Origin of the sequence: Paenibacillus ginsengihumi DSM 21568 (assembly GCF_000380965.1) — a bacterium.
GTDB lineage: Bacteria > Bacillota > Bacilli > Paenibacillales > NBRC-103111 > Paenibacillus_G > Paenibacillus_G ginsengihumi.
On record NZ_KB905634.1, the window covers coordinates 1 to 17,155 of the forward strand.

Sequence of the window (17,155 nt, forward strand, 5' to 3'; positions counted from 1 at the left end):
AAAGATTCCGGCCTTTTCCCAACGGCGGAATCGGGTATAGACACTATTCCAGGAGCCGTAGTGTTCCGGCAAGTCGCGCCATGGCGCTCCTGAACGGATCACCCACAGCATGCCATTAAGCATCTTGCGGTTGTCGATAGCAGGGCGTCCCCCTTGAGGTTTTCTCTCCGGTGGCAGCAAGTATTTGATGATTTCCCATTGGTCGTCGCGTATCTCGTATCGTCTTCTCATAGGATAAGTTTACCAAATATTTGCCTCAGTTGATAGTTTGAAAACACGCCCTAGACTGCTGCCGTTTTGTTGAACTAACGTTCCTCGATACTTCAATTAATAAATGGAGCCGAGCCACCCACTGAATAACCTTTCTATTTTAGGCCAAAAAAGGTAGCTTTCTTTTAATACTTGCGTCCGAATGCATGAACACTTACACGGTTTTTAGCTTCTTCGCAAGCATCTGGGTACTGTTTGCAATAATCGAACGCCATATCAAATTTGTCTTCTGCACAGAATACCTGGCGATAAGCATGGCTGATCTGTAGGCCGTTTAGGTATTTTATGTTCTCAACATTATCCAATGGTAAAAAGCAGTTCTCTAATGCTTCCATGTCCTTAAAATATCTGCGATCCATTAAGGTTAATACAAATTTACTATTGAGCGGATAATGGATCTCAATTCCTTCCGAAGCGTATCCGCCATAGCTGATGAATTTGTCATCTTTATTGGCGTGTTTGACAATCGGGGTGTCGGATGTGTAGATGGGCAAGTCGGTTAAATTTACAAAAACTACCCAAATATGATTCATCAGTGTTTGCGTCATACTATCTAGAAACTCTGGGTTAGCGAGTTGCTGCGCTTGCAGGACCGAGTAAAATTCGTTCTTGATTTTTAATTCGTAGCTATCTGGGGCAAATTCGGACTCATCTTCCTGTATAAAACGATCCAACAGTGACTTGGTGAATTTTTCATGTAGTTCTACAAGCCCTGCCCTAAACTCTTTCGTCCGTAAGATTTGCAGGGTGATAAGCCCTGTTATCTCCATTTTATCCTCAAGAGAAAATGCGGGCATACTGTATACTTTATCTGGATGTGCCATGTGATACGTGGCGATGATTTTATTGATCTTCTTTGGGTATTCCCCTTCAATCTCGGCGAAGAACTTCTCCACAATTTGATCCGGAAGTTCCCCTTCTTCATCTGGCGGAAGTCCTTCGGGAAAATCGTAAAAATATCTGCCGCTTGCGACGTTACGGATATGAGTTGGAAAGGTTTTTTTCTGTAGCTTGTCAAATACGTAAATCTGTTCGGCCTTGTTCGCAAAAAAGCGAAGATAGCTTTGGGATACGGTATGCTGGTTAATTACTTTGTTACCGGCCATAGGGTTTCCTCCATTTTCTATATTAAGAGAAACGTAAACTGTTTTAGATTCTCTTGTCAATACATTTTGGACTTCAAGGAGATTAATAGGCCATTAAATTATTTAACTTAACGCCGGTAGTCAGTCTAAGACTTTATTTCCCTCTATCACCAGTAATTAATTCCTCTGTATCTATTGGCTCATTTCAGATCTTTGCATATTTCAGTAAAAAAGAGCTATACCGGAAGCCATCTGCGATGACTTTTAAGGATAGCTCTTCAAGTTTTCCTTATTACAAATCATTTCCACATACCGTCAATAATGTCCGATACCTTTATCCAGCGAAAATCATTGCCATGGGTGAATTTGATGTTTTTTTGTTGTAGATCAATTTTTGTCACGACTCCTGTTATTTCCGTTACATTAAATTCACCGAATAATACTAAAATTACCTCTTTCCTGAGCTGCATTGATTCAGCAATGAGCATGGATATCCGTTCCATTTCTTGATCATCTAATTGTGGCGGCGGATTCTTTCGCAAGTTCTGCTGGTGCAGGATGTAAGCCTCCTTGTGTTCCGGAAGCATCATTCTGGACGATTCGAATAGACCGTTTCCTTGCAGTTTTTTACTCATTTATAATGTCCTCCAATTTTTTGCGCTCGATCCCGCGCTTGGCCCGAAGCTTTTAAAGAAGAGGCCCTCATAATCGCGGTACTTCCGTATTTCTCTTTAATTCGGTCAGTGGTTCTTTCCAACGCTAACTTTGCCTCGCGGTCATTGAATAAAGTAAGCTGATATTCTTGATCGCTTACCAATTGACTTAGAGTAACCCCGATTTTTCGAATGGGCAACCCATCCCAATGTCGTTTAAATAGTTTTTTCGCTGCATGGAAAACCTCATCCGTGAGATTCGTTGGGTCGGGCAATTTCATTTGTCTGTAGAAGCCAGAAGGGTGATCAAAATCTGCTCCCTGACAACCTACCGAGACCACCGAGCCCATATAGCCTTTCATTCGGGTTCGTTGACATACTAACTCCGAGAGTTCAAGCAGGGGAACCATGATGTCGTCAAACTCCCGATAATCGAATGGAAGGGTCATCTGATGGCCGATTGCTTTTTGCAAATCGTGTGAACCTGGAGTTACCGGGGAATTATCTTTACCGTTGGCAATGAGCCACAGAACTTCACCATTCACTCCCCACTTGGATCTTAATTTTGCCAGAGGAGTCTGAGCCAACTGGCCAATTGTATATATCCCCATGCTCGTTAAATGCCGGCACATCCGGGAGCCCACCATAAACATCTGATGAATCGGCAACGGCCAAAGCACTTCTTGCAGATCTTCCACAGGCAAGTGGAAAATGCCTGACGGATTTCGTTTAGCAAAATTATCGCATGCCATTTTGGAGAGCACTTTATTTTCACTAATTCCAATGCGTACACGAACTCCCGTTTCTTTCATGACTTTATCCTGAATACTCTTAGCAATCTCATGGGGGTCGCCAAAAAGCCGTAAACTTCCCGTGACATCCAAATGCTGTTCATCTATGCTGTACGGTTCTACCAAGTCAGTGTAAGATTGATAAATTTCCGTAATTTGCAAGGATACCTTGATGTATTCCTCCATGCGTGGGCGAATGACCACTAGATCGGGACATTTTGCAAGTGCCTCTCCTAGCCGTTCTGCGGTAGTAATACCATGTTGCTTGGCAAGGGGACACGCGGCAAGGATAATTCCGGATCGACGGGCCGGATCTCCTGCAACAACGACAGGTTGATCTGCGTACTCAGGGTGGGCGGCTTTTTCAACACTTGCGTAAAATGACTGACAATCGGCCAACATCACGATTCGACCTTTGTTATCGCTTTTCATAGGCTACTCCTTAAGTCGACGTTCAGATATTTACTTAAGTATTTGTAAAGCTCCGCTTTCACCAAACCCCAAAGCATAGTGAACCTATGTTGATACCCCCTGCACAAATAACGGGCCTCGATGCACAACTCGGTGCGCCGCTGCTCATACACTTTTATTCCTCTGCCGCGCATTTTTTTTCGAAGCAACGTAACGTCTGCAGTGATTAGATCTTGCGCAGATCTTAAGGCTTTTACATATACAACGTCCATCTTTAGCTTTACTGTCCCTAATGCTTTAATATCCCTTTCCAACACATCCAAAAGAATAGGGAGTAAAATGTATTCTTTGACCAATTGGAGGTCTCCTTCAGTCTCCAAGGGCGCTTGTGTCATACAATCAGCCTCCCGCCTAACTCCTCATTCGACACCTTCCCGCAAAATTGAGCATAAATAGACAGAATTATGCTCAATATTTATTTATGCTCGATATTAAACTGCCCGAAAAACACTGTTTTTCCAAGCGATTAAAGGCTTTTGAGTTTTATGCACACATATTTTAATGTTGATACCCAAAAAAATGATCAGGATAGACGCCTATGACGAGCGCTTCCTATCGTCATCGGTCGTCACCTGCGGTATTGAAATTTTGTCGGCGTATACCGCCAAATTTTCAAAATAGAAGCCTCCGCCTTTTGACATGACTTTAGAAACGGCGGAGGTTTTTTAACGTTATTAAAAAGATTTAAGTTCGATAAAGTGATAAAGCGATAAAGCGAAGTGCGACTTTCTGCACCAAGAAAAACTACCGCTAATCCGCGGGCTCATCCTTGAATAGACGTCGATAGACATTTTTCTTACCGGCAAGTTTTTCAATGATTCGGATGAAAACGGTTGACAACGAAAGCAACGGGACATATACTAATCACACAAGGTACCTTAGGATACAAATTTATGCGATGCATCATTCCATACGGGAAAGGAGAGGATGCTCTCTTTAGGAAGCCATGATCCGAATATCGCCGTTGCAAGCACAAACAATCCGGAGATCAATGTAAGCGGTTAAATCTTAAACTGACCTTGGGACGCGGAACATGACTGGATGAAGGCGCGGAACATGGCAGGACGAAGACGCGGCACTCAGCGGGACGAAGTCGCGGAACATGCTGCACGAAATCGTAACAGATAGGAACAGCCCGGTGTTATATTAGGAGGGTTAGGACATTGGAAATTCATCGATTAGAACAGACAACTACCCGTAAAGTCACATTAAGATTAATTCCGTTTTTGTTTCTTTGCTTCACGATCTCGATTTTGGATCGGGTGAATATCGGCTTTGCCGCGCTGCAAATGAACGAGGATCTAGGCTTTTCCCATGCGGTGTACGGGTTCGGCGCAGGGATCTTCTTCGTAGGTTACTTCCTGCTGGAAGTGCCTGGCAGCGCCATGATGGCCAGGATCGGGGCAAGAAAATGGATCAGCCGCATCATGGTCTCCTGGGCGCTGATCGCGATTGCCATGGCGTTCGTGCAAACGCCGCTGCAGTTTTATATTGCAAGGTTCCTGCTGGGGGTAGCCGAAGCGAGCTTTTATCCGTGCATGGTGCATTATTTGAGCGGTTTTTATCAGCAGAAGCATCATGCCAAGGCGATTGCCGGTTTTATGATCGCCATTCCCGCAGCGAACGCGATCGGTTCTCCGATTTCCACGTATTTGCTGCAAATCGAATGGTTCGGGCTGACCGGTTGGCAATGGCTGTTTATTTTAGAAGCGATCCCTGCCGTCATTCTGGGCGTGATTTGTTACTTTTATTTAACGGACCGAATCGAGGACGCGAAATGGCTGACGAACGAAGAACGCGCCTGGCTGCTGGAAGTGACGACGCGAGAGTCGCTGGAGAAACAGAAAGTGAAGCAATATACGTTCCTGCAGGCGCTAAAAGACCGCGACGTTCTCATTTTATCCATGGGTTATCTGTTTTGGATGTTCGGTTACTACGGAATTAATATGTTTTTGCCTTCGATCTCTGCGGGGATGCGGGAGGAAATTTCGCTTTCGGTGCAGGGAATGGGCTGGCTGCTCGGCCTGATGTACATGATTGCGATGATCGCGATGTATTTGGTCGGCAAAAGTTCCGATCGAAGGAACGAGCGAAGATTTCATGTTGCCGGATGCTTGACGCTCAGCGCCGTCGCCATGATAGCAAGCGTTTACGTATCGGATGTAAGCACGATCGGCGCCTTTGGGCTGTTGACGATCAGCTTATGCGGAGCGTTCGGAGCATACTCCCCGTTCTGGGCGATTCCCCCTTCGTTCTTGACGGGAGCCGCAGCAGGAGGCGCTATTGCGCTCATTAACAGCATCGGCAATCTTGGCGGATTTTTCGGGCCGTATCTCGTCGGCTATATCAATGATATTACGGGATCTTATCATTTTAGCATGGTTGCGCTGGGCATCAGCTTGATTGCAAGCGCATGCGTGATTGTATTTCTGGTCAAAGGCGGCAAAAAGGCGGCACAGCCGGTCGCTTCGCCTGCTGAACATGCCGACAAAACGGCGTGAGGCGCGGATTTTCGCGTATGAAGAAGAGCGCGAGTATGCAAGCAGCATCTCACTCGTTTTTTTATCGGGATTGTTGTTAGACAAGTATACAAATTATGCTGAGGCGGAATGCTTAAGCGCATCATGCACTCGTAGACAGATGCCGTCTGTTGAAAAGACGGATAGGAAATTGCCATTTTGCCAAAAATGAGCAGAATGCGAATTGACGATGTTGATAACCACATGTATACTTGTTATACAAGGTACCTAGGAAGATGTATCTTCCTATTGCAGTTCGGGTATATGATCCATCTATATAAGTTGATCCCATGTTTTCCGCCAGTGCTGCCGTGCTCTCTGTTCTACCGGCCGTTCTCCGGAACGTGCCGCATTCTGGCCAAGCCGCGCTGATGGTTTCTTTCGGCTCAACTTTTTATAATCATATGCTCATTTTTTATTGCGATACTTGTTAGACAAGTATACAAATTCTTGGATTGAGGTGGGAGAGATGAAGCAGATCAGCATTCAAGAGCTGCAGCAGAAAGCGGTGGAACTTCGGCAAGCCGCTCTGACGATGATTTACGAAGCGCAATCCGGTCACCCGGGCGGCTCGTTCTCCGCGGCGGACGTGATAGCCGTCCTGTACTTCAAAGAAATGAACATCGATCCGGCGAACCCGAAGTGGGAGGATCGCGACCGGTTCGTTCTGTCCAAAGGCCACGTTTGCCCGATTTTGTATGCGGCTTTGCTGCTGCGGGGGTTCGTTCCCCCGGAGACGATCCACAGCTTGCGGAAATACGGCTCGCCGTTCCAGGGCCATCCGGACATGAAGAAATGTCCCGGCATCGATATTTCGACCGGATCGTTGGGGCAGGGGCTGTCCTGCGCGGTCGGCATGGCGATCGCCGGAAAGCGGGACGGCAAAGCCTATCGCGTGTTCGCGATGGTAGGGGACGGAGAATGCCAGGAAGGGCAAATATGGGAAGCGGCGCAGTCAGCCAACAAATACGCGCTGGATAATCTGATCGTGTTCGTCGACGACAACGGGCTGCAAATCGACGGAACCTGCGACGAAGTGATGCCCAATCTCGACCTGGAGCGCAAGTTTGCGGCGTTCGGCTTTGAGACGCGGAGAATCGACGGCCACAACATTGAGGAGATTGTCCGGACGCTGGACGAGGTCAAAGCAGCGAACAACGGCAAGCCGAAGTGCATCGTATGCAATACGGTCAAAGGCAAGGGCGTGTCCTTCATGGAGCATTCGGTCAGCTGGCACGGCGTCGCGCCGAAAGAGGAAGAATACAAGCGGGCTATGGAAGAAATCGCGGGAGGTTTGCAAAGATGATCGTACAGCAGCAAAAGGCGAAAATCGCCACCCGGGACGCATTCGGACACGAAATCGTGGAGCTGGGCCTAAAGAACAGCAATATTTACGTCGTCGATATCGATATCGGCAAATCGTGCAAAACGACGGAATTTATGAACCGCCTCCCCGGCCAGCACATTAACGTCGGGATCGCGGAGCAGAACGGCTGCGGCATCGCTGCGGGGCTTGCTACGACCGGCAAAATCCCTTTTGTCAGCACATACGCCGTGTTCGGGTCTTTGCGCATGGCCGAGCAAATCCGCCAGGAAATATGCTACCCGAATTTGAACGTCAAGATCGCCTGCTCCCACGGGGGGCTGACGCCGGCCAATGACGGCGGAAGCCATCAGGCGATCGAGGATATGGGCGTTCTGCGGACAATCCCGAACATGACGGTGATCATGGGGGCCGATTATTACGCGACGCGCCGCTTGGTCGCGCTGGCGGCAGAGCATTGCGGACCCGTCTATTTGCGCTTTACGAGGGATGCCGTTCCGGTCATTTACGACGAGCAGGATACGTTTGTTATCGGTAAAGCGAAGAAGCTGCGGGAGGGAACCGATATCGCCTTGATCGCCAACGGCGATACCGTTCATCTGGCGCTGAAGGCGGCGGCGGAGCTTGCGGAGCAGGGCATTTCCGCGAAGCTGCTCGACATGCACACGCTCAAGCCGCTGGACCGCGAGGCGGTCGTCGAATGTTTGGATATCGGCAAAATCATCACCGTAGAAGACCACAACATCATCAACGGACTTGGCAGCGCGGTCAGCGAGGTGGTCGCCGAAGAAGGCCGAGGCATCGTCCGAAGAATCGGCGTGCAGGACAAATTCGGGGAATCGGCGCCTTACGAGAAGCTGCTGGAGCTAAGCGGAATTACGGTCGATAACATCGTAAAAACCGCGAAGGCGCTGCTGTCTTAAATAGATTATTTTCAAAAAACTTTGCTTTAAGGAGAGGATTGGACATGTTTCAATTGACTGATCGAGTAGCGATAGTGACCGGCAGCGGTTCCAAACGGGGAATCGGCCGCACGATTGCGCTCACGCTGGCCCGGCAAGGCGCGAAAATCGTTGTCGCCGACTTGAATATGGAAGGGATCGAGGAGACCGTACAGGCGGTGAAGGAGGCCGGCGGGGAAGCGTTGGGCGTGGAATTGAACGTCACGGACCAAGCTTCGGTCGACGCCATGGTAAGCAAGGTGCTGGAAGCGTATGGCAGAATCGACATTTTGGTCAATAATGCGGGCATTTCGCAAAAGGTGACCGTTCAGGACATGACGCTGGAGGATATGACGAGAATCTTCACCGTCAATATGTTCGGCTTGTTCCTCTGCACGCAAGCCGTATTGGAGACGATGAAAAAACAGAAGTACGGCCGCATTGTCAATTTATCGTCCGTCTCGGCCAAACGGGGGGGCGGCGTATTCGGCGGCGCGCACTATTCGGCGTCCAAAGCGGCTGTGCTTGGATTTTCGAAAAACTTGGCCCGCGAAGTCGCTCAAGACGGGATTACCGTGAATTGCGTCGCGCCGGGGCTGGTCAATACCGACATCTGGAAGTCGCTTGACGAACAGACGGTGAAATCGGTCATTGCCGGCATTCCGATGGGCAGACCCGGCGAAACCGAAGAAATCGCGGCCGCGATCGCCTTCCTCGCCTCGGATGAAGCAGCGTACATTACCGGGGAGGAAATCGATATCAACGGCGGCTCGCATATGGATTGACATGCGCCCAATGACTCCCGGAAAGGCCGGGAGTCATTTCTTTATTTCCGGGTATTGGCGCTCAACCGATAGGAGGGGTGGAATCTCTGATGATCGGCTTGGTATAAATATGGGTAATCTGATAAGGCTGATTCGGATTGCCGATGCGCGAGAGCAGCATTTCCGCAGCCTTGATGCCCATCTCGTTGCTGTAGATATGAACCGTAGTCAGCTGCGGCTCGACGATGACCGATTCCGGCGCATTGTCAAACCCGCAGATGACGATATCGCCCGGAATCGACAGATTGCGGTTCTTCAGCGCTTTCATGAGCCCCACCGCAATAAAATCGTTGGCGCATACGAAGACGGAAGGGAGCCGCGGCATATCGTTCAGCCGCTCGTCCATCCAATCGGGCCGCGAGAAAAACAGCCGGTCGTCGTCCGTGATGCATTGCGACCGGTCCAGCTCGATCCCGGCCTCGCGCAGCGCGCGGTTGAAGCCGGCCCACCGCTCGCCGAAGCTGCGGCAATGAAGATAATCGCCGGCGAACCCGAAGCTTTGGAAGCCTTGTTCGATCAGCTGTTTGGTCAGCGAATAGACGCTGTGCTCATTCTCCATCAGCAAAATATCGGCGCGAAACTCCGGGTAACAGACGCTGGCCGAGCAATCGATAAACACCGTCGGGATGCCGAGCTCCGTAATGCGCTTGCTGTACGCCAGATCGAACAGCTCGATGCAGATGATCCCGTCCACGTTGGAGGGCTCGAAATTGTTCGGCAGCGACAACGACTTCAGCTCGATATCCCTGACGATATGGATCGACAGATTGTAGCCTTCAGCGCTGATTCTTTTCTCCAGGCCGCTGATAAGCGCCGAGCCGAAATGGGAAGTATTGGGCAGGTTGGCCGTCAGCAGCGCGATATTGCCCGACGAGCTTTTGGACAAGAGGTCGCTGTCCATAAACGCGAACTGCTTATATTTAAGCTCAATCGCTTTTTTAATCACTTTATTGCGGGTTTCCGGCGGAATGCTTTCGCTTCCGTTCAGCGCCTTGGAGGCCGTATTGCGGGATATGCCCAAAGCGTTGGCGATGTCCTGAATCGTTACTCTTTCCTTCGCCATCATGTCACCTCTATATACCGTCTGCATCAATCCATTCATCGATCAGTTCATTATGCCGTCTGCGATGGTTATCTCCTTCAAATGTATAATAGTCCGCACAAAATAGCAACCCGATTTTACAAATGCACAAATGAATTGTTCATTTTTATATATCAGTTGGCAAAAGTAAAAATGAACCAAGTCCGGGCTGCAGCGAGAACGTAACGAAAAATTCGTTGTTGCGCCGAAATGACGCGGCAAGTTAGATTGGGCGAAGCTTTTTTTTCGTTATTGAGCGGACAAGTGTGCATTTTGTTTGTTTTAATTTTGCAAATGAACATAAATTAATTTTACAAAATAATTGACGTAGGGTGAATCGTTTGTTAAATTGTAAATGAAGATGGTTGGATTTTGTAACAACGCCTTTGCGGCGAAAGCCTTTGCGTCTGCAAGGCACAAACGTTTCGAGAGGATGGGGGTAAACCATTGCAAAGCATGACCAAAGCGGGCCAAGGGGATACGGAGCTTGGCAGCGTGCGCAGAACGAAGCTCGTTAACGAATGGAAAAAACACGGGTTCCTATACCTGCTGCTGGCGCCGGCTCTGATCCTGACCTTGATCTTCAAATACGGACCTATGTACGGGGCGGTGATCGCCTTCAAGGATTTCAGTCCGATCAAGGGGATCCTGGGAAGCGATTGGGTAGGCCTTAAGCATTTTGAGAAGTTTCTGTCATCGCCCAATTTTGAGCTTATCTTTATGAATACGCTTAAATTAAGCTTGTTCGGGCTGCTTCTCGGCTTCCCCGTACCGATCCTGCTGGCGCTGATGCTGAACCAGGTGCGCAGAGCGGGCGTGAAGAAGAACATCCAGCTGTTCCTGTACGCTCCGAACTTTATATCGGTCGTTGTCATTGTCGGCATGCTGTTTATTTTCCTGTCGCCGACGGGGCCCGTCAATCAACTGCTCGCCTGGCTTACGGATGAGCCGATCATGTTCATGTCGCGTCCCGAGTATTTTCGGTGGATTTATATTTTATCGGATATTTGGACGGGAGCAGGATGGGCCTCGATCATTTACGTGGCGGCGCTGGCGAATGTGGATCCCGAGCTGCATCATGCGGCGAGTCTGGACGGCGCCAACCTGCTGCAAAGAATCCGCCACATCGATATACCGACCATTCGCCCCATTATGGCGATCGTGTTTATTCTCGCCGCCGGCGGAATTATGTCGATCGGCTTCGAGAAAGCTTACCTGATGCAGACGTCCATGAACTTGCCGACATCGGAGATTATCCCGACTTACGTGTACAAGATCGGCCTGCAGTCCGGCGATTATGCGTATTCCTCGGCCGTAGGCTTGTTCAATTCGGTCATCAATGTGATTTTGCTCGTCACAGTGAACTGGATTGTCAAAAGGCTGAACGAAGGGCAAGGTCTCTACTAAGAAGACGCCTAGCCGAGCGATTCCTTTCGTTATCGGTCGTCACCTGCGGTGCCTGAAAATTCGGCGTGCGGATACCGCAGTATTTTCAAGATAGACGCCTATGACGAACGACTCCTTCGTCATCGGTCGTCACCTTCGGTATTGAAAAATCAGCTTGTAGGCTAAGCTGATTTTTCAAGATAGAAAGGAGCAAAGGCAATGCCCGTCAAACATTCCGGTTTCGACCGTTTTCTTCTCGGGCTGAACGCCGTCGGGTTAGTGGCGGCTGTGCTCGTTATCGTCGTCCCGCTCTTTTATATTGTCGTCGCTTCGTTTATGGAACCGTCCGTGTTGCTGAGCCGGGGCTTGTCGCTTCGGATCGAGGACTGGACTCTGGAAGGATATCGCAAGATTTTGTCCAATCCGGCGATGGTTCGGGGCTTCCTCAACGCGCTGCTCTATTCTGTCTCGTTCGCTGCTGTCACCGTGACGGTTTCCGTCTTTGCCGGCTATGCCTTGTCGGACCGCCGTCTCAAGGGGCGCGGATTGTTCATGACGCTGTTTGTGATCACGATGTTTTTTGGCGGGGGACTAGTCCCTACCTATCTGCTGGTCAAAAAGCTGGGCATGCTCGATACAGTCTGGGCGGTCCTCCTCCCCGGAGCGGTCAACGTGTGGAACATCATTTTGTCGCGCACCTTCTTCCAGAGCGTCCCGGTCGAGCTGAAGGAGGCGGCCAACGTGGACGGCGCTTCGGAGATCAGCATCTTTTTCCGCATCGTTCTGCCGCTGTCCAAGCCGATCGTGTTCGTGCTGGCTTTGTACGCCTTTGTCGGCCAATGGAACAGCTACTTTGACGCCATGATTTATCTCGACAATCCGAAGCTTCATCCGCTGCAGCTCGTGCTTCGTTCCATTCTCATTCAAAACCAGGTCGATCCGGGCATGATCGGCGACCAGCTGGCGATGGCGGAGATGAAGCGGCTGTCGGAGATGATCAAATATGCGGCGATTGTCGTATCCAGTGTTCCGCTCATTGTGATGTACCCGTTTTTCCAGAAATATTTTGAGAAAGGTGTCCTGATCGGCTCGCTCAAATAAAGGCCGACTGCACATAAAAGCGATTCATACGGTTATAGGAGGTTATCATGATGCCAACTTATCGACAAGCCGGGCGGACCGCGAAGGCTCTATCTGCCGCCGTCCTTGCTTCCGCGCTCCTTCTTGCCGCCTGCGACAGCGGGGCGGACGGCGGGGAGCAAAGTCCGGACGGGAAGATTACGCTCAACCTAATGACGCAAAGCTCGCCGCTCGCGCCGGCAGACCCGAACGATAAACTGATTAACAAGCGTCTGGAGGAGACGACCGGCATCCACATCAATTGGAAAAATTACACCAGGGATATTTTTGTGGAAAAACGGAATCTGGCCATGGCCAGCGGCGATTTCCCCGACGCGATCTTTGACGCTGGTTACTCCGATTACGAGCTGCTCAAGCTGGCCAAGGACGGGGCGATTATTCCGCTGAACGATCTGATCGAGCGGCACATGCCGAATTTCAGGAAGGTGCTGGAGGAAGCGCCGGAATACCGGGCGATGATTACGGCGCCGGATGGCAACATCTACGCTTTTCCGTGGATCGAGGAGCTCGGCACCGGGAAGGAGCGCATTCAGGCGGTTGACGCCGTGCCGTGGATCAATGTGGACTGGCTGAAGAAGCTGGGTCTTGAGATGCCGACCACGACCGAGGAACTGAAGCAGGTGCTGATCGCTTTCAAAACCCGGGACCCGAACGGCAACGGGCAGGCCGACGAAATTCCGCTGTCCTTTATCAACAAGCCGGGAGCGGAGGATGTGGTGTTTCTCTTCGGGGCGTTCGGCCTCGGGGAAAATCCGGATCACGCCGTCGTCACTAACGAAGGCAAAGTCGTCTTTACCCCGGCGGAGGAAGGCTACAAGAACGCCGTCAAGTATATCCATGAGCTGTATAAGGAAGGGCTCATCGATGTCGAAGCGTATACGCAGGATTGGAGCACGTATATCGCCAAAGGCAAGGATCACAAATATGGCCTGTACTTTGCCTGGGACAAAAGCAACGTCACGGGCGACAACGGCAGCTATGAAGTGATGCCTCCGCTCGCCGGACCCGACGGCGAAATCAATGTTACGCAGACGAATGCTTACGGCTTTCACCGCGGTAAAATGGTCATTACAAGCGCCAACAAAAACCTGGAAGCGACGGCCAAATGGGTCGATCAAATGTACGATCCGCTGCAATCCGTGCAAAACAACTGGGGCACTTACGGCGATGAAACGCAGCAAAACATTTTTGAATTCGATGCGGAAAACAACATGCTGAAGCATTTGCCGCTGAACGGCACCGCCCCGATCGAGCTGCGGGAGAAAACGAGCATCGGCGGTCCGCTCGCCATTCTGGACAGCTATTACGGCAAATACACGACGAAGCCCGACGACGCCAAGGAAAGGCTTCGCATTGTCAAAGAGGTCATGGCTCCCCATATGAAGGCCGATCATGCCATGCCCAGCATATTCAACTCCATCGAAGAGCTGGAGCGTCTGACGACGATCGAGACCGATCTGTTCGCTTATGTGCTAAGAATGCGGACCGAGTGGTACCAAAACGGCAAAATCGATGAGCAGTGGGACGACTATCTGAAGGAATTGGAGCGGCTCGGATTGCCGGAATGGCTTAAAATCAAGCAAACCGGCTACGACCGGGCGATGCAAAAGTAACCGGACGGTGCGGCGGCAGATGCAAATGGCAGTTGCGGATGATAGGTGCGGGTGAGGATGCAGATGGCAGATGCGGATGATAGATGCAGATGGCGGATGCAGGCGATAGATGAAGATGGCGGGGTGCAGGTGATAGACGCAGATGGCGGATGAAGATGATAGATGCAAGTGGCAGATGCGGGTGATAGATGAAGGTGGCGGGGTGCAGGTGATAGATGCAGATGGCGGATGAAGATGATAGATGCAGGTGGCAGATGCGGGTGATAGATGAAGGTGGCAAATGTGGACGACAATGCAGGTGGCAAATGCGGATGACAAATGCAGATATAGATAGCGATGCAGATAACGATAAGTGAAGCGAAACATACTGCGGGAGTGGAGGAGAAGCAAAAGGATGACGACGATTGCCAGGCCAAACTACCGGGGGAAATATCATTTCTCGCCGAGACGAAACTGGATGAACGATCCGAACGGGCTCGTTTATTTCGCTGGGGAATACCATCTGTTCTACCAGCATTACCCGCATGGAACGACCTGGGGGCCGATGCATTGGGGCCATGCCGTCAGCAAAGATTTGGTAAGGTGGGAGGAACTGGACATCGCGCTCGCTCCTGACGAGAACGGGACGATTTTTTCCGGCAGCGCTGTCGTGGACTGGCGCAATACAACCGGTTTTTTCGCCGCGGAGCCCGGTCTTGTCGCTATTTTCACCCACCATCTCGAGCGGCCGGGTAAGCCTCCGCTACAGACCCAGAGCCTCGCTTACAGCAAGGATAAAGGCAGAACCTGGACGAAGTACGAGGGCAATCCGGTGTTGGCGCATGACGAACTGGTCGATTTTCGCGATCCCAAGGTGTTCTGGCACGAGAATACCGGTCGCTGGATTATGATTTTGGCCTGCGGCCAGACGGTGTGCCTGTATCACTCCCCCGACCTAAAAACGTGGACGTTCGGCAGCGAATTCGGGCGCGGCGTAGGATTCCACGGCGGCGTGTGGGAATGTCCCGATCTGTTTCCGCTCGCCGTCGACGGGGACGCCTCCAGGCTCAAGTGGGTGATGCTGGTTAGCGTCGGCGACGCTCCCGCGTATAAGGAGGGATCGCGGACGCAGTATTTTATCGGCGATTTTGACGGAGTGACGTTCACGCCGGATCAAGCTTCTCCCCCGGTGCGGTGGCTGGATTACGGCCGGGACAATTACGCCGCCGTCAGCTGGTCGGACATTCCGGCGGAGGACGGGAGGCGGCTTCTCGTCGGCTGGATGAGCAACTGGAAATACGCGAATTTGACGCCGACGGAAGATTTCCGCGGCGCGGCGACGCTCCCGCGCGAGCTGACGCTGGAGACGCGGGGCGGCGAAGCGGTCCTGGTGCAGAGACCGGCGCGGGAATTGGCGCGCGCCCGTGTACCGCTGCTGGCGCTCGGGCGCACGGCCTGCGCTGCGGCCGATGCCGCGCTGCGCTCCCTGCAGCTGGACAGCTGCGAGCTGGTCGCAGAAGCGGCGTCCGACCGCTCCTTCGCTTTCAAAGTGCGAGCCGGGGAAGGCCAGGAGACGCTCATCGGGTTCGACGCCGCCGCCGGCGAGGTATACGTCGACCGCACCAGGAGCGGGCAACACGCCTTTCACGAGCATTTTCGCGGCGTGCATGCTGCCAAGCTGCAGGTCATCGGGGACGCGGTGCGGCTTCACATTTGGGTCGACCGCTCTTCCGTGGAAGTGTTCGCGGGGGAGGGCGAGGCGGTGATCACCGACTTGATTTTCCCCGATGCGGGTTCGACCGGCATGGGGCTGATCGCGGACCAGGAGGACTTCGAGCTAATCTCGCTTACGGTCCATCAGCTGGAGCCGTCGGCGATGGATTAGGCCGCCCTAGTTTCGTATCCGCCAGGGATGCGAGCGGGACGAGACGCGACAAGGATCAGGATCGGTCGAAAATGGCATCCGGCAAGAACGCGAGCGGGACGAGAGGAAGCGCCGGGCGTTTTGGAGCTATGGAGGCGCCCAGGGGGGGGCAGGCGCAACGAACGGGCGAAAATTGGCCGCGAGCTCGGGGCTAGTTTCAAGATAATGAGCCGCGCACCCCGAGCAATTTTCGGGGAGTGCCAGCAAATGTTGTATTTTGTACAACAAAAACGGGGGGATCAACCGTATTCGCGGCTCAATGTTGCACTTTGTGCAACATTTCGGGCGATTTTCTCGGGTTTGAAGCCAATCGCCTCCAAATTGTTGTACAAAATGCAATATTCCCCTTCCTCTTGTGCAAAGGAGGCGGAAAATGTTGCATTTTTTGCAGGATTTGTCGCCTCATGTGCCTGGGGAGGGGCCGCGCTAACGCGGGGGTCGAACGCTAATGCGGAGTTCGCACGCTGACGTGGAGTTCCAAAGCTAGCATTCGAGTCTGCACGGTAACGCGTGTATCGGAAGGCGCCGGCTGAGTATCTTCGTCGCAGTAAAGTGTAGGTTCGTTCAATAAAGGGCCACTCCGAAGGCAAGGTTTTCTCGGCGCTGTCAGAAAATCCGCCAGAAAAGCTGCTGGAGAATTTTGACCTCGATAAAGCGTTAAAGTGTTAAAACGAAGTATGGCTTTCTGCACCAGGCAACATTCGCATAAGCGCAGCCCTGCTCATCTGGTGAAGGTGCTTCGACCGAAGCTTCTCTTCATGTTCGCTAGCCTAGGCGCTGTTTTGCCCAGGCAGACCTTAAGCTAACGCTAGCCACAGAGCTTATTCCCCTCGAAACGAGCGATTTGAAATTGTAACGCAAGTGAGCAGCCTTATTTCGCATTTTGGCTAACAGGATGAGCGTTTTCGACAAAATAGCGCTATCCAGTTGCGTTACATTTTTCAAAGGCTCCGTTTCAGCAAAATAGCGTTTGTCACCAGCGTTAGAGAATCGAAGCTTTCGGCGGAAGCGCAGGAAGGGCCGCGCACCAAGCGCTATTTTCAAGATAGACGCCTATGCCGAGCGCTTCCTTACGTCATCGGTCGTCACCTGCGGTGTTGAAATTTTGTCGGCGTATATCGCCAAATTTTCAAGATAGACGCCTATGACGAGCG

General features: G+C 51.5%; 14 protein-coding genes. 8 read left to right on the forward strand and 6 right to left on the reverse strand.

What is annotated here, in order from left to right; genetic code table 11:
- The 5 genes from F591_RS30920 to F591_RS0124730 form a co-directional block, all read right to left on the reverse strand.
- On the reverse strand, positions 1-231 hold a 231-nt coding region (locus F591_RS30920; protein ID WP_156829695.1), incomplete at its 3' end, for a transposase.
- Between the two features lie 164 nt (positions 232-395).
- Entirely contained in the window at positions 396-1,376 is a 981-nt protein-coding gene (locus F591_RS0124715) for a DUF4238 domain-containing protein (RefSeq protein WP_019537276.1), read from the reverse strand.
- 278 nt (positions 1,377-1,654) lie between these two features.
- Positions 1,655-1,990 (reverse strand): YolD-like family protein, encoded by a 336-nt coding sequence (locus F591_RS0124720; RefSeq protein ID WP_019537277.1) that lies wholly within the window; start codon positions 1,988-1,990, stop codon positions 1,655-1,657.
- Positions 1,987-3,231 carry a DNA polymerase IV gene (locus F591_RS0124725; RefSeq protein ID WP_019537278.1) on the reverse strand — a complete coding sequence of 415 codons (1,245 nt, stop codon included), beginning with the start codon at positions 3,229-3,231 and terminating at the stop codon, positions 1,987-1,989. The genes F591_RS0124720 and F591_RS0124725 overlap by 4 nt, the downstream gene beginning before the upstream one ends.
- The gene (locus F591_RS0124730; RefSeq protein WP_019537279.1) at positions 3,228-3,605 is read right to left on the reverse strand and encodes a YhjD family protein; all 378 of its coding nucleotides are present in this window, start codon (positions 3,603-3,605) and stop codon (positions 3,228-3,230) included. Before F591_RS0124730 ends, F591_RS0124725 begins: the two co-directional genes overlap by 4 nt.
- An 828-nt stretch (positions 3,606-4,433) precedes the next feature.
- Between F591_RS0124730 and F591_RS0124735 the strand changes: the two genes are divergently transcribed.
- From F591_RS0124735 to F591_RS0124750, 4 genes are all read left to right on the forward strand, one after another.
- Positions 4,434-5,771 carry an MFS transporter gene (locus tag F591_RS0124735; protein WP_026326879.1) on the forward strand — a complete coding sequence of 446 codons (1,338 nt, stop codon included), beginning with the start codon at positions 4,434-4,436 and terminating at the stop codon, positions 5,769-5,771.
- 487 nt (positions 5,772-6,258) lie between these two features.
- Positions 6,259-7,095: a transketolase gene (locus F591_RS0124740; protein WP_019537281.1), complete on the forward strand. Its 837-nt coding sequence runs from the start codon at positions 6,259-6,261 to the stop codon at positions 7,093-7,095.
- The gene (locus F591_RS0124745) at positions 7,092-8,036 is read left to right on the forward strand and encodes a transketolase family protein (protein WP_019537282.1); all 945 of its coding nucleotides are present in this window, start codon (positions 7,092-7,094) and stop codon (positions 8,034-8,036) included. The genes F591_RS0124740 and F591_RS0124745 overlap by 4 nt, the downstream gene beginning before the upstream one ends.
- Before the next feature lie 44 nt (positions 8,037-8,080).
- Positions 8,081-8,839, forward strand: coding sequence for an SDR family NAD(P)-dependent oxidoreductase (locus tag F591_RS0124750; RefSeq protein ID WP_019537283.1), 759 nt, complete (start codon positions 8,081-8,083; stop codon positions 8,837-8,839).
- Positions 8,840-8,900: 61 nt separating this feature from the next.
- Here F591_RS0124750 and F591_RS0124755 read toward each other — a convergent pair whose 3' ends face one another.
- The gene (locus F591_RS0124755) at positions 8,901-9,941 is read right to left on the reverse strand and encodes a LacI family DNA-binding transcriptional regulator (RefSeq protein ID WP_026326880.1); all 1,041 of its coding nucleotides are present in this window, start codon (positions 9,939-9,941) and stop codon (positions 8,901-8,903) included.
- A 465-nt stretch (positions 9,942-10,406) separates the two neighbouring features.
- On the opposite strand from F591_RS0124755, the gene F591_RS0124760 reads away from it, so the two are divergent.
- From F591_RS0124760 to F591_RS0124780, 4 genes are all read left to right on the forward strand, one after another.
- Positions 10,407-11,366 carry an ABC transporter permease gene (locus F591_RS0124760; RefSeq protein WP_019537285.1) on the forward strand — a complete coding sequence of 320 codons (960 nt, stop codon included), beginning with the start codon at positions 10,407-10,409 and terminating at the stop codon, positions 11,364-11,366.
- A gap of 198 nt (positions 11,367-11,564) precedes the next feature.
- Positions 11,565-12,446, forward strand: a complete 882-nt coding sequence (locus tag F591_RS0124765; RefSeq protein ID WP_019537286.1) for a carbohydrate ABC transporter permease — start codon at positions 11,565-11,567, stop codon at positions 12,444-12,446.
- Positions 12,447-12,496: 50 nt separating this feature from the next.
- Complete coding sequence (locus tag F591_RS0124770; RefSeq protein WP_019537287.1) at positions 12,497-14,098, forward strand: ABC transporter substrate-binding protein; 1,602 nt, start codon at positions 12,497-12,499, stop codon at positions 14,096-14,098.
- 394 nt (positions 14,099-14,492) lie between these two features.
- Positions 14,493-15,962, forward strand: coding sequence for a glycoside hydrolase family 32 protein (locus F591_RS0124780; RefSeq protein ID WP_019537290.1), 1,470 nt, complete (start codon positions 14,493-14,495; stop codon positions 15,960-15,962).
- Positions 15,963-17,155: the final 1,193 nt, after the last annotated feature.